General features: G+C 70.0%; 11 protein-coding genes and 3 tRNA genes. 7 read left to right on the top strand and 7 right to left on the bottom strand.

The features are described 5' to 3' along the window. Nucleotides 1-49: 49 nt before the first annotated feature. The 4 genes from ABZ490_RS01055 to ABZ490_RS01070 form a co-directional block, all read right to left on the bottom strand. Complete coding sequence (locus tag ABZ490_RS01055) at nucleotides 50-1,978, bottom strand: ABC transporter ATP-binding protein (RefSeq protein ID WP_358982556.1); 1,929 nt, start codon at nucleotides 1,976-1,978, stop codon at nucleotides 50-52. Further along, a complete protein-coding gene (locus tag ABZ490_RS01060) occupies nucleotides 1,978-3,711 on the bottom strand; it encodes an ABC transporter ATP-binding protein (RefSeq protein ID WP_358982558.1) in 1,734 nt (577 codons plus the stop codon). The genes ABZ490_RS01055 and ABZ490_RS01060 overlap by 1 nt, the downstream gene beginning before the upstream one ends. 149 nt (nucleotides 3,712-3,860) lie before the next feature. Next, nucleotides 3,861-5,315, bottom strand: coding sequence for an FGGY family carbohydrate kinase (locus tag ABZ490_RS01065; RefSeq protein WP_055636451.1), 1,455 nt, complete (start codon nucleotides 5,313-5,315; stop codon nucleotides 3,861-3,863). Nucleotides 5,316-5,466: 151 nt separating this feature from the next. Continuing rightward, a complete protein-coding gene (locus ABZ490_RS01070; RefSeq protein WP_358982561.1) occupies nucleotides 5,467-5,772 on the bottom strand; it encodes a YtxH domain-containing protein in 306 nt (101 codons plus the stop codon). 158 nt (nucleotides 5,773-5,930) lie between these two features. On the opposite strand from ABZ490_RS01070, the gene ABZ490_RS01075 reads away from it, so the two are divergent. The 3 genes from ABZ490_RS01075 to ABZ490_RS01085 all read left to right on the top strand — a co-directional run bounded on the left by ABZ490_RS01075 (nucleotide 5,931) and on the right by ABZ490_RS01085 (nucleotide 6,354). Then, nucleotides 5,931-6,003, top strand: a tRNA-Asn gene (locus tag ABZ490_RS01075). A 5-nt stretch (nucleotides 6,004-6,008) separates the two neighbouring features. After that, a tRNA-Asn gene (locus ABZ490_RS01080) sits at nucleotides 6,009-6,081 on the top strand. 199 nt (nucleotides 6,082-6,280) lie between these two features. Beyond that, nucleotides 6,281-6,354: transfer RNA gene (locus ABZ490_RS01085), tRNA-Ile, on the top strand. Nucleotides 6,355-6,376: 22 nt separating this feature from the next. Here the strand turns inward: ABZ490_RS01085 and ABZ490_RS01090 are convergent. From ABZ490_RS01090 to ABZ490_RS01100, 3 genes are read right to left on the bottom strand one after another with little or no spacing between them, the layout of a single operon-like run. After that, on the bottom strand, nucleotides 6,377-7,867 hold the full coding sequence (locus tag ABZ490_RS01090) for an aldehyde dehydrogenase family protein (protein WP_358982563.1): 1,491 nt from the start codon (nucleotides 7,865-7,867) through the stop codon (nucleotides 6,377-6,379). Between the two features lie 7 nt (nucleotides 7,868-7,874). Continuing rightward, nucleotides 7,875-8,696, bottom strand: coding sequence for an IclR family transcriptional regulator (locus ABZ490_RS01095; RefSeq protein ID WP_358982565.1), 822 nt, complete (start codon nucleotides 8,694-8,696; stop codon nucleotides 7,875-7,877). A 10-nt stretch (nucleotides 8,697-8,706) separates the two neighbouring features. Continuing rightward, the gene (locus ABZ490_RS01100; RefSeq protein ID WP_358982567.1) at nucleotides 8,707-9,648 is read right to left on the bottom strand and encodes an NAD(P)-dependent oxidoreductase; all 942 of its coding nucleotides are present in this window, start codon (nucleotides 9,646-9,648) and stop codon (nucleotides 8,707-8,709) included. Between the two features lie 125 nt (nucleotides 9,649-9,773). Here ABZ490_RS01100 and ABZ490_RS01105 point away from each other — a divergent pair, with 125 nt between their 5' ends. The 4 genes from ABZ490_RS01105 (at nucleotide 9,774) to ABZ490_RS01120 (ending at nucleotide 13,380) form a co-directional block, all read left to right on the top strand. Continuing rightward, nucleotides 9,774-10,694 (top strand): LysR family transcriptional regulator, encoded by a 921-nt coding sequence (locus tag ABZ490_RS01105; RefSeq protein WP_358982569.1) that lies wholly within the window; start codon nucleotides 9,774-9,776, stop codon nucleotides 10,692-10,694. 208 nt (nucleotides 10,695-10,902) lie between these two features. Beyond that, entirely contained in the window at nucleotides 10,903-11,568 is a 666-nt protein-coding gene (locus tag ABZ490_RS01110; protein ID WP_358982571.1) for an ABC transporter permease, read from the top strand. Beyond that, complete coding sequence (locus ABZ490_RS01115) at nucleotides 11,561-12,592, top strand: ABC transporter ATP-binding protein (protein WP_358982574.1); 1,032 nt, start codon at nucleotides 11,561-11,563, stop codon at nucleotides 12,590-12,592. The genes ABZ490_RS01110 and ABZ490_RS01115 overlap by 8 nt, the downstream gene beginning before the upstream one ends. Then, complete coding sequence (locus ABZ490_RS01120) at nucleotides 12,589-13,380, top strand: ABC transporter permease (RefSeq protein ID WP_358982576.1); 792 nt, start codon at nucleotides 12,589-12,591, stop codon at nucleotides 13,378-13,380. The genes ABZ490_RS01115 and ABZ490_RS01120 overlap by 4 nt, the downstream gene beginning before the upstream one ends. The last annotated feature ends 10 nt before the right edge of the window (nucleotides 13,381-13,390 follow it).

Consider the following 13,390-nt stretch of genomic DNA (forward strand, 5'->3'; position numbering starts at 1 on the left):
GCCCACCCGGAGGTGGGCAACCCCGCAACCCCTCGACCCCGGACCTGGATCAGTCCACCTCCGCCACCGCCTGCGCGAACTGCGCCTTGTACAGACGCGCGTACGCCCCGCCCGCCTCCAGCAGCTCGGCGTGCGCGCCCTGTTCCACGATCGAGCCGTTCTCCATCACCAGGATGGTGTCCGCGTCCCGGATCGTCGACAGACGGTGGGCGATGACGAACGACGTCCGGCCGTGCGCCAGCTTCGCCATCGCCTTCTGGATCAGCACCTCGGTACGGGTGTCGACCGAGGAGGTCGCCTCGTCCAGCACCAGGATCGTCGGGTCGGACAGGAACGCCCGCGCGATGGTGATCAGCTGCTTCTCACCGGCGCTCACCCCGCTGCCCTCGTCGTCGATCACCGTGTCGTACCCCTCGGGCAGGGTCCGCACGAACCGGTCCGCGTGGGCCGCCCGCGCCGCCTCCTCGATCTCGCCCCGGGTGACCTCGCGCGAGGCGCCGTACGCGATGTTCTCCGCGATCGTGCCGCCGAACAGCCAGGTGTCCTGGAGCACCATGCCGATCCCGGCGCGCAGCTCGTTCCGCGACATCCGCGCGATGTCCACGCCGTCGAGGGTGATCCGGCCGCCGGAGACGTCGTAGAACCGCATCAGCAGGTTCACCAGGGTCGTCTTGCCGGCGCCCGTCGGGCCGACGATCGCGACCGTGTGGCCCGGTTCCACCGTCAGCGAGAGGTCCTCGATGAGCCCCTTCTCGGGGTCGTAGCGGAACGAGACGTGCTCCAGCGCGACCCGCCCGCGCAGCTCCTCCGGCCTCGCGCCGGCCGCCGGGTCGGCCTGCTGCTCCTCCGCGTCGAGCAGCTCGAAGATCCGCTCGGCGGAGGCCACGCCCGACTGCACCAGGTTCGCCATCGACGCGACCTGCGTCAGCGGCATCGAGAACTGCCGGGAGTACTGGATGAAGGCCTGGACGTCGCCGATGGACAGGGCACCCGACGCCACCCGCAGACCGCCGACCACCGCCACCAGCACATAGTTGATGTTCGACACGAAGAACATCAGCGGCTGCATGATCCCGCTGTTGAACTGCGCCTTGAACCCCGCCTCGTACAGCGCGTCGTTCTGCTCGGCGAACTGCCGCGCCGACTCCTCCTGGCGGCCGAACACCTTCACCAGCGTGTGGCCGGTGTACATCTCCTCGATGTGCGCGTTCAGCTTGCCGGTGGAGCGCCACTGCTGCACGAAGTGCGGCTGCGACCGCTTGCCCACCTTCGCGGCGACGACCGCCGACAGCGGCACGGTCACCAGCGCGACCAGCGCGAGCAGCCAGGAGACCCAGAACATCATCGCCAGCACGCCGATGATGGTCAGCAGTGAGTTGATGAGCTGGCCCAGCGACTGCTGGAGCGTCTGCTGGATGTTGTCGATGTCGTTCGTGGCGCGGGAGAGCACCTCGCCGCGCTGGCGCTTGTCGAAGTACGACAGCGGCAGCCGCGACAGCTTCGTCTGCACGTCCTCGCGCATCCGGAACATCGTGCGGTTGACGGCCCGGTTGACCAGGCGCGTCGCCACCGCCATCAGCAGACCCGCGACGAGGAACACCCCGACCGCGAACAGCAGGACCTCGCCGACCTGGTCGAAGTCGATGCCCTTGCCGGGGGTGAAGTCGGTGCTCTTGAGCATGTCGGCGACCTGACCCTCGCCGCGCTCGCGCATCGAGTCGAGCACCTGCTCCTTGCTGGCGCCGTCCGGCATCTGCCGGCCGATGATGCCCGCGAACACCAGGTCGGTGGCCTTGCCGAGGATCTTCGGGCCGACCACGTTCAGCCCGACGCTCAGCACCACGCAGAAGAGCATCACGTAGAGCGTCAGCCGCTCCGGCTTGAAGTGGGTGAGCAGCCGCCTGCCGGACACCTTGAAGTCCAGCGAGCGGTTGTCGGGACCGGTGCCGGCCATCATGCGTCCCATGGGCCCGGCCATCAGGCAGCCTCCGCTTCCGTCAGCTGGGAGAGCACGATCTCCCGGTAGGTCTCGTTGTCCGTCATCAGCTCACGGTGGGTGCCGGAGCCGACGACCAGGCCCTCGTCGAGGACGATGATCCGGTCGGCGTCCCGGATGGTCGCCACCCGCTGGGCGACGATCACCACCGTCGCCTCGGCCGTCTCCCGGCCGAGTGCCGCGCGCAGGGCCGCGTCGGTGGCGTAGTCGAGGGCGGAGAAGGAGTCGTCGAAGAGATAGATCTCCGGCCGCTGCACGAGCGTCCGGGCGATCGCGAGCCGCTGGCGCTGACCGCCGGAGACGTTCGTCCCGCCCTGGGCGATGGGGGAGTCCAGCCCGTTCTCCAGCTTGGTCACGAACTCCTTGGCCTGGGCCACCTCCAGCGCGTGCCACAGCTCCTCGTCCGTGGCGTCCGGGTTGCCGTAGCGCAGATTGCTCGCGACGGTCCCCGCGAAGAGGTACGGCTTCTGCGGGACCAGCCCGACGGTCCGGGCGAGGAGGACCGGGTCGACGTCGGCCACCGGCACCCCGTCGACCAGCACCTCCCCGTCGGTCGCGTCGAACAGCCGGGGGACCAGACCGAGCAGCGTGGACTTGCCGCTGCCGGTGGAGCCGATGACGGCGGTGACCTCGCCGGGCCGCGCCACCAGGTCGACCGCCTTCAGGACGGGCTCCTCGGCCCCCGGGTAGCGGAAGCCGGCCGCCCGGATCTCCAGATGCCCGTGCCGGCGCAGCTCGGTGACGGGCGCCACCGGCGGCACCACCGAGGAGGAGGTCTGGAGCACCTCCTGGATGCGCTCGGCGCACACCTCCGCCCGCGGCACCTGCATGAACATGAAGGTGGCCATCATCACGGACATGACGATCTGCATCAGATAGGCGAGGAACGCGGTCAGATCACCGATCTGCATCTCACCGCTGTCGATCCGGTGGGCGCCGAACCAGACCACCGCGATCGAGGACAGGTTCACCGTGGTCATGACCACCGGGAACATCAGCGCCAGCATGTTGCCGGTCTTCAGCGAGATGTCCGTGAGGTCGGTGTTGGCCTTCCGGAACCGCTGCTGCTCGTACTCGTCGCGGACGAACGCGCGGATCACCCGGTTGCCGGTGATCTGCTCGCGCAGCACCCGGTTCACGGTGTCCAGCCGCACCTGCATCGACCGGAACAGCGGTCGCAGCCGCCGCACGATCAGCGTCACACAGACGCCCAGCACCGGGACGACGGCGACCAGCACCCCGGACAGCGGGACGTCCAGGCCGAGCGCCATCACGATGCCGCCCACACACATGATCGGCGCCGACGCCATCAGGGTGAACGCCATCAGGGCCAGCATCTGGATCTGCTGGACGTCGTTGGTGGTCCGGGTGATCAGCGAGGGCGCGCCGAACTGACCGACCTCCCGGGAGGAGAAGGACTGCACCCGGTCGAAGACGCCCGCCCGGATGTCCCGGCCGAGCGCGGAGGCGGTCCGGGCACCGTAGTAGACGGCGCCGATGTTGCACACGACCTGCGCCAGCGAGATGCCGATCATCACGCCGCCGTAGGACAGGATGTAACCGGTGTCCCCCTCGACGACGCCGTTGTCGATGATGTGCGCGTTCAGCGTGGGCAGGTACAGGGTGGCGCAGGTCTGCAGGAACTGCAGCAGCACCAGCAGGGCGATGGGTTTCTTGTAGGGCCTGAGATAGGTCCGCAGAAGTCGTATGAGCACGCTACGTCTCTCGGAGTCGGCGGGAGGGGCATTGGTTGCCCCTGGCCCCTATCGTCGGACACTCCACCCGCGTTACCTCAACTGATTAAGCCGAGAGCCGCGTGATATACGCCGTCCGCGTACCTGGACGGGTGCCCCCGGGCCCGGCCCTATGCCCGGAACGCCCCCGGATGCGTCTGCTCCCGCACCGACACGTACTGCTGGCGCACCGCCTGCCCCACCGCCAGATCCTCGCCCGGATCCAGCACGACCGCCGCCGCGCCCTGCCACACCGGCGGGGTCCGCGGATCGAGGGTGCCCTGCTTCGCCCCGAGCGCCCAGGCCGCCTGCCGGGCCGCCCCGATCGCCGCGTAGTCCGCCGGCTGCGGTACGACGACCTGCGCGCCGAAGAGCGCCGGCGCCGCCGCCTGCACGGCCGGCAGCTCGGCCGCCGCGCCCAGCAGGAAGATCCGCTGCACGCTCACGCCCCGCCCGCGCAGCACGTCGAGCGCGTCCGCGAGCCCGCACAGCATGCCCTCGAACGCGGCCCGCGCGAAGTGCTCGGGCTTCATGGACTCCCGGCGCAGCCCCGCCAGCGTCCCGGCGGTGTGCGGCAGGTTCGGCGTCCGCTCGCCCTCCAGATAGGGCAGCATCACCAGCCCGTGCGAGCCCGGCGTCGACTTCATCGCCAGCTCGGACAGCCCCTCCAGATCGGGCGCGCCGAGCAGTTCGGCGGTGCCGCGCAGGGTCCGTACGGCGTTCAGGGTGGTCACCACCGGCAGGTGCATGCCGGTCGCGTCCGCGAGGGAGGTGATCATCCCGGACTGGTCGACCAGCGCCTCGGGATGCACGGCCATGACGGACCCGGAGGCGCCCAGGGACACCACCACGTCCCCCATGCCCAGCCCGAGCCCCAGCGCCGCCGCCATGGTCTCGCCGGTGCCGGCGGAGATCAGCAGCCCCTCCGGTGTCGTACCGGCCGCGTCGGACGGCCCGATCACCTCGGGCAGCATGGCCTGGTGACCGAGCGCCAGCTCGACCAGATCCGGCCGGTATCCGCCCATCGCGGCGGACCAGTACCCGGTCCCGGAGGCCCCGCCCCGGTCCGTGGTCCTTCTCACCGGCCGGCCCAGCAGCTGCCACACCAGCCAGTCGTGGGCCTGCATCAGCACGGCGGTGCGCAGCGCGGCCTCGGGCTCGGTCTTGGCCAGCCACCTCAGCTTGGTCACCGGCTGGGCGGCCTGCGGCACGCATCCCACGGCCTGCGCCCAGGCCTCGCGCCCTCCGAGGGCGTCGATCAGATCGGCCGCCGCGACCTGGGCGCGCTTGTCGCCGCCCACCATCGCCGGCCGCACGGTGTTGCCCTGCGCGTCCAGCGGGACCAGCGCGTTCTGCTGCGAGGACACCCCGATGGCCTGCACACCCTCCAGCAGACCCCCGCCGGCCGCCTCCCCGAGGGAGAGCAGCCAGGCCTGGGGATCGACGTCACTGAGCCGACCCCCGCTGTCCGGACTCTCCACCGGGTGCGGCGCATATCCCTGCCTGAGCACGGCTCCGGTGTCCGCGTCGCAGACGACGATACGAGTGAAATCGGGCGAACTGTCCAGCCCGGCGACTATCCCCATGACGAAAATTCTGCCGCACGCGCCGCCGAGGTTGAGCCGCGTAGACCGTAGGGGGTGCGGGGGTGTCGCGGGTGCGGTCGCGTCGTGGCTGGTCGCGCAGTTCCCCGCGCCCCTTGAAGGAGTCGGTGTGATCGGTACCGCAATGGTGCCGTTACGTGTTGCTGGTGCCCCAGTCGTCCTCGGCGCCGTTGTGGGAGCTGCGGTCGCGCAGGGAGCGCACCCGGCCCGCGACGGACTCCGGCATCCGGTCGCCGACCTTGGTGCTGACCGCGTGGTACGCCTTGCCCGCGTACTGGCGGCCCTGCTGGGCGGCCGTCTCGGCGGTGTTGCGGACGGCGGGGTTCTGCGCGACCTGCCGCGCGGACTTCTTCAGCTGCTCGTAGCGCTCCCGTCCGGCACGCGTGCCCAGCACGTAACCGACGGCGATCCCGACGACGAACGTCAGCTTGTAGCGCATGGCGGCCACCCTCTCCTTGCGTAGGTCCCTGGGTGCGGCGTCGGTGCCGGGGGAACCGATTGGCGGAGCACCCCCCTGCTTGCGCTAATGTATGTGTCGCAGCGAGCGTCCGCCCCCTGGCGAATACCCAGGTGGGTACGTTCGATGCAACGAGGCATTCCTCCGTAGCTCAATTGGCAGAGCAGCCGGCTGTTAACCGGCAGGTTACTGGTTCGAGTCCAGTCGGGGGAGCTCGGTCCTCCGTAGCTCAATTGGCAGAGCAGCCGGCTGTTAACCGGCAGGTTACTGGTTCGAGTCCAGTCGGGGGAGCATCGTGAACGAGGACCCCGGTGGGGTCCTTTTTCATGTGGGTTCCCGCCGGTACGCGCCGGTGCCACTCCGGTGGGAACCGCGCAGGCCGCAGCGGGGTCTCCCTGGTCGGGCAAGGTCGACCAGCCGAAGCGTGAGATCGTATGAGCGGCTATGCTGCGGCACACGGCGCGTACACATGTACGCGACACGCCGCTATGGGGCGGTAGCTCAGCCGGTTAGAGCAGCGGACTCATAATCCGTCGGCCGTGGGTTCGAGTCCCACCCGCCCCACTGCCACCCGCATGACCTTTCGTCAGGTCCGGCAGGGGGCGTCCGGGCCCGTGAACCATCGCTGGGGCGTGGGGCGGGTGTTGTGCCAGATGTGTTTGGTCTCGCGGTACTCGTCGAGTCCGGCCTGGCCCAGCTCGCGACCGATGCCGGACTGCTTGTAGCCGCCCCACTCGGCCTGGGGGACGTACGGGTGGTAGTCGTTGATCCACACCGTGCCCATCCGCAGCCGGCCCGCGACCCGCTCCGCCTTGCCGGCGTCCTGGGACCACACGGCCCCGGCCAGTCCGTAGACGCTGTCGTTGGCGAGCGTGACCGCCTCGTCCTCGCCGCGGAACGTCTCGACCGTCAGGACCGGGCCGAAGGACTCGTCCTGGGTCACCGACATGGCGCTGGTGCACCGGTCGAGCACGGTCGGGAGGTAGTAGAAGCCCTGGGCGAGCCGGGGGTCGTCGGGGCGTCGGCCGCCGCAGCGCAGTACGGCACCCTCGGCGATGCCCGCGGCGACGTACGCCTCGACCTTGTCGCGGTGCCGGGCGCTGGTGAGTGGCCCCGTCTCCGCGTGCTCGTCGAACGGACCGCCGAGCCGGATCCGCCGCGCGCGGTCCACGAGCGCGTCCACGAACTCGTCGTGGATCGATTCCTCGACCAGGAGCCGGGCGCCGGCCGAACAGACCTGCCCGGAGTGCAGGAAGACCGCGGTGAGGGCGAAGTCGAGCGCGACCTCGCGGTCGGCGTCGGCGAAGACGATGTTGGGGTTCTTGCCGCCGAGTTCGAGGGCGACCCTCTTCACAGAGGCGGACGCCGCCGCCATGATGCGGCGCCCGGTGTCGAGGCCGCCGGTGAACGAGACGAGGTCGACCCGCGGGTCGGTCGACAGCGCGGCTCCGGCCTCGGGGCCGGTGCCCAGGACCAGGTTGCCCACCCCGGCGGGCAAGCCCGCCTCCTCCAGCACCTTCATCAGGTGGATCGCGCTGTGCGGGGTGAGCTCGCTCGGCTTGAGCACGAACGTGTTGCCGGCCGCCAGGCAGGGCGCGACCTTCCAGGAGACCTGGAGCAGCGGGTAGTTCCACGGCGTGATCAGGCCGCAGACCCCGATCGGCTCCCGCACGATCCGGCTGACCACGCCGGGGTTGCCGGTGTCGACCACCCGGCCGGCGTCCTCGGCGGCGACGCGGCCGAAGTGGCGGAACACCGAGACCACGTCGTCGACGTCGTACTCCGACTCCACCAGCCGCTTGCCGGTGTCGAGCGACTCCCTGCGCGCGATCTCGCCGCGGTCGCGTGCGAGCAGGCCGGCCACCCTCAGCAGGAGGTCGCCGCGCTCACGGCTGGACGTCGTCGGCCACGGACCGCTGTGAAACGCCCTGGTGGCGGCCGCGATGGCGGCCTCGGTGTCCTCGGGACCGGCCTCGTCGACCTCGCCGACGAGCGCGCCGTCGGCCGGACACCGGATCTCACGGCGCGATCCCGATCGCGCGCTCTTCCACGCGCCGTCGAGGTAGAGCTCTGGCATCGGTGACTCACTCCCCGCGCGACGCGCCCGGCGACGCGCAACTGTGGTGCGGTGGACTTGTGGTGTGCGAAACCCTGACCCCGAGCCGGTGGGACACCTCGGCCGCGGCGGTCAGGACCAAGGGCGCGACGCTCTCGACGCGCCCCTCGGCCAGGGGGAAGGCCGGTGCCGAGACGCTCAGCGCGGCGATCACGTCGCCCCGCGCGTCGCGCACCGGCGCGGCCACCGCGGTCAGGTCCGCCTCGCCCTCGTCCGCGGTCACCGCGTAGCCGAGCGCGCGGACGTGTCCGAGCTCCGCGCGCAGCTCCGCCTTCTCGGCGGTCGTGAGCGGGGCGCCGCCCGAGAGGACGCCGAGCATCTCGGCCAGCTCGCCGTCCTCCAGTCCGGCCAGCAGCACCTTGCCGCCGCTGGTCGCGTGCAGCGGGAAGTGCCGCCCCACCTGATCGCGCGGTGGCGGTACCGAGGGGCCCGCCACCTGGTCCAGGCAGAACGCCGAGGTCTCCGACCGCACGGAGACGCGCACGGTTCCGCCCGTGTCCGCGGCGAGTCGTCGGCAGACCGGCTGCGCCTCCTGGAGCAGGTCCGGGCCCGGGGCGGTCGCTTCGGCCAGTCGCAGCAGGCCCACCCCGAGGCGGTACTTCCCGCGATCGCCCGACTGCTCCACGATCCGGTGCCGTCTGAGCGTCGCGAGCATCCGCCACGCCGTGCTCTTGTTGACGCCGAGTTCGTCGGCGAGCTCGGTGACGCCCGCCTCACTGTCCCTGGCCAGCACCTCGAGGATGCTCAGGGCCCGGTCGACGCACCGAATGCCGGTACCGACGTCGTTCATGACGCCGTACTCATGTCCGGACCGGAGCCGAGGCGGTGTTGTCGTCGACGTCCCACGGGGCGACCCAGTCCCCGGCGAGGCGGAAGGAGACGTCCGCGTCCTCTTCGATGCGCTTCGCGACATGGAGTTCGGCCGCCTGGGGGCCGTAGCGGTCGGCGGCGAGCTTGAACGCGCCGCGGGCGGCGTCGGTGAGCGGAAGGTCGGCGCCGAGGCCCTCCTGGAGCCCTTCGATGAGGCGAAGGTCCTTGAGGCACAGGTCCAGGGTGAAGGACGGATCGTAGTGCCCGGCGAAGATGGAGGGGGCGTCGTGGGAGGCGACGAAGGAGTCGCCGACGGACTGCCGGATCGCCGACCAGAGCGTCCCCAGTTCCACGCCGTTGCGGACACCGACCGCGAACCCCTCGCCGATGGCCGCGGCGGAGATGAACCAGAGCTGGTTGGTGACGAGCTTGACGACGTTGCCGGTCCCGAGCGGGCCGCAGGCGATCACCGTGCCGAGGTTCTCCAGGACCGGTCGGACCCGTTCGACATCGGCCGCATCGCCCCCGGCGAACAGCGTGAGCCGGCCGTTGCGGGCGCCGTCGACGGCGCCGGTCACCGGCGAGTCGACGACGCCGACACCGTCGGGTGCGCGCTCCGCCAGGCCGGTGACGAGGCCGATGTCGTTCGTGGTGAGGTCGACCCAGAGGGAGCCCGGCCGCAGCGCCGCGAGCGCGCCCCCGTCGACCATGACGGCCTCCACATGATCGGGGCGCGGCAGCGACGTCAGGAAGATGTCCGCCGCGGACGCGCACGCGCTCGCGGATGCGGCGGCGACAGCGCCGGCCTCGACCGCCGAGGCGAGCTTCCCGGGGTCGATGTCGAACGCATGGACGTCGTAGCCTGCTTGCGCGAGACGGCGACACATCGGTCCACCCATACTGCCGAGACCGACGAAGCCCACAGAAACCATGATTGCTGCCCTTCGCTCAGCGCATCGCCGGTGACGGCGCGCTCCCACTGGGTGTGCGCAGCAACCTAGGGCGCTCGCAGACAACGAGGTAGCCTTCGTCTCCTTTCGGAGCCAAAGGAGATGCCTTGGTTACGCTGCACCAACTGCGCTGTTTCGTGGCGACCGTCGAACACGGCTCGTTCACCAAGGCGGCCGAGGCCCTCGGCCTGGCCCAGCCCTCCCTGGCCCAGCAGATCCGCTTGCTCGAGCGTGGCGTGTCCGCCACCTTGTTCCAGCGCGTCGGGCGCGGGGTCGTCCCCACGGAAGCCGCCCTGGCCCTGGAAGGGCACGCCCGGCAGGCGCTCGACGCGGTCGAACAGGGGAGCAGGGCGGTCGCGAGCGCGGACCAGGCGGTCACCGGAACCATCCGGTTCGGCCTCTTCGGCGCCGCGCACCTCTACCTGGAGACCCAGCTCGTCGCCGACATGCGCGCGCGGTTCCCCTCGGCGCGGCTCGCTCTCATCGGCCAGAACTCCATGGACACCATCGAACTGGTCCGCCGCGGGCAACTCGAGGCGGCCCTCGTCGCTCTTCCCGTCGACGACAGCGTGCTGCACGTCAAACCGGTGACGCGGGACGAGGTCGTGTACGTCACCGCTGATCCGGATCGTGTCCAGCAGTTCGTGACCCCCACCGACCTCGCCGCCGCCACCCTGGTGCTGTCCGAGGTCACCTGGGGTGACGCCGACTTCACCCGCCAGCAGCTCAGGAGCGCCGTGCAGTCGGTGGGCGGCACGCTGCGTGCCGCCATCGAGGTCGAGAACGTGGAAACCGCGCTGGAGGTGGCCGCGCTGGGGCTCGCCGACGCGATCACCGCCCGCAGCGTCGTGCGACGGCATCAGGACAAGCTGTCCGCACCGCTCTACTGCTTCTCGTTGGAGCCGCGGCTCTACGACCACTTCGCCATCGTGTGCCGGCACAATGCGGTGATCTCCCGCCCGGTGCAGGCCGTGATCGAGATGGCTGCCGCCCGACTGCGCGAACTGGTCCGGACGACGACGGCCTGACCCGGTTCTGACCCGGTCCCCCCGGTGCCCAAGGTATTTCCACTGGCTCCTGATGGAGGCGACAGCTACCACGTCACCTGTCTGCGGCCTAGGTTGTGCGCACACAGCTGGAGCGCGTTCTCGCTGACGACGCGCTGAGTGAAAGACAGCGGTCATGGTCTCAAGGCTTTGTCGTGTCGACTACTTCTCCACCGGCGGGTGATCCCACATGATGACTGGCTTCGGACTCACATTCGGCGAGTACCTCTCCGGTAATCGCGACGACATCATGGTCCGGGTGGAGCAACACGCTCTCCTGTCGCTTTACACCATGGTGTGCGCCGCGGTGATCGGAATCGGGTTGGCGATTCTCGTTCATCGCATACGCGCGGTGGCGAATTTCTGCGTGGCGATCGCCGCGGTCGGTTTCACCCTCCCTTCCGTCGCCTTGTTCGGCATCCTGTTCTCGCTGGTGGGCGGAAGTCTGCTGGCGGTGTTTCCCCCGCTGGTGCTGTACGCGGTCCTGCCGATCCTGCGCAACAGCGTGGTCGGACTCCAGAACGTCGACGAGGACGTGCTCGACGCCGCCCGCGGAATGGGAGTGAACCGTTTCCGCAGGCTGTGGCAGATCGAATTGCCGATGGCCTGGCCGGTCATCCTCGCCGGCCTGCGGATCTCCGCGCAGCTGACCGTCGGCATCGTCACCATCGCGGCCTTCGTCGTCGACATGGGGCTCGGTTATTACGGTTACGCCTCGCTCGACAACCTCGGTTCGGCGAATACCGGGAACGAGGCCCTGGTGTGCGTGCTCTTCGTCGCTCTCATCGCGCTGGCCTTCGACGCCGTCTTCGTTGTCATCCGTCGCCTCACCATGCCCAGGGGACTCCATGTTTGAGCGAACCCGAAAAGCCACCGACACCGTCGCGGAATCCGCCGGCCTCCCGATCGTCCTGGAAAACCTGACCAAGTCGTATCCGGGGACACCCAGACCCGCCGTGGACGCCATCACCATGGAGATCCCCGCCGGCGAGATCGTCGTCTTCGTCGGACCCTCCGGTTGCGGCAAGACGACCACGATGCGGATGATCAACCGGCTCATCACGCCCACCTCGGGGCGGATCACGATCGGCGGGGAGGACGCCGCCGCACTCGACGACGTCACGCTCCGCCGCCGCATCGGCTATGTGATCCAGCAGGCCGGGCTGATTCCTCACCTGACCATCGCGCACAACGTGGGCCTGGTCCCGAGGATGCTGAAGTGGGGCAAGAAGGACATCGACCGGCGTGTCGACGAGATGCTCACCCTGGTCGGCCTGGATCCCGACCGGTACCGCGGCCGCTACCCGCGTCAGCTGTCCGGTGGTCAGCAGCAACGGGTCGGGGTCGCCCGCGCCCTGGCCGCCGACCCCCCGATCATGCTGATGGACGAGCCGTTCGGCGCCGTCGACCCGATCACCCGCGCCCGGCTGCAGGACGAGTTCCTCTCGCTTCAGAAGATCCTGCGCAAGACGATCATCTTCGTCACCCATGACTTCGACGAGGCACTCAAGCTCGGCGACCGTATCGCCGTACTCCGTGAGGGATCGTGCATCGTCCAGTACGACACCCCCGAGCGGATTCTCGCCCAGCCCGCCGACGAGTTCGTGGAGGGCTTCATCGGGGAGGGAGCCGCCCTGAAGCGGTTGCACTTCGAGCGTGTCGACTCCCTGCCGTTCGTCAAGAGCGCCGAGGGGCCGGCCCCGTCGGAGACCGTGGAGGTGTCCTCCACGCTGCACGCCGCCCTGGACCTGATGGTCGGCAAGGGGCTGCGCTCGGTCCGGGTCGCGCACGCCGGTCAGCCGGTCGGAACGATCGGCATCGACGACATCCTCAGCCGGGTCGTCGCGGCCGGGCAGCGCGATCAGGTCGGTGCTCCATGACGCCGACGGCCGCGTCGGCGGCCCTCGCGAACGGGACCCGGACCCGCGACGCACACGGAAAGCCGGTGTTCAGCCGGAGCACCTTTCTCGTGCCGGTGCTGTGCGCCTTCGCTCTCACCCTGCTCTACCTGGTGGTCCGGGGCCGCAGCGTCGACGTCGTCGAGGCGAACATGCTCCGCTGGTCGACACTGCGGCACGCCGTCATCGAGCACATCTACATCAGTGTGGTCATCGCCGCACTGGTCCTGCTGATCGCCGTCCCGCTCGGCGTCCTGGTGACCCGTCGCCGCACCCGGTGGATGGCACCCTTCGTGCTGGCCCTGGGCAATCTCGGCCAGTCGGCGCCCAGTCTCGGGCTGCTCGCCCTGTTCGGGAGCTACCTGTTCATCGGCTTCTGGGCGGTCGTCATCATCCTGACCGCCTACACCACCCTTTCCGTACTGCGCAACACCATCGTCGGCCTGCAAGGCATCGACCCCAGCGTGCTGGACGCGGCCAGGGGGATGGGCATGTCCCCGGCCAGAATCCTGCTCGGCGTCGAGTTGCCCCTGGCCGTGCCCATCATCGGCGCCGGCACCCGCACCGCGATCGTGCTGGCCGTGGCCACCGTGCCCCTGGGGAGCTTCCTCGGCGCGGGCGGTCTGGGCGCCACCCTGTTCGGCGCGGTGCGCAGCGACCGCCCGTTCGCCGTCCTGGTGGCCTCCGTGATGATCGCCGTGCTCGCCCTGCTCATGGACTGGGCCGCCGGAATCATCCAGCGCTGCCTCACTCCTCGCGGCATCCGCTGACCTCGTCGGC

The sequence above is a fragment of the Streptomyces sp. NPDC005811 genome (genome assembly GCF_040630405.1).
In the GTDB taxonomy this organism is placed as follows: domain Bacteria; phylum Actinomycetota; class Actinomycetes; order Streptomycetales; family Streptomycetaceae; genus Streptomyces.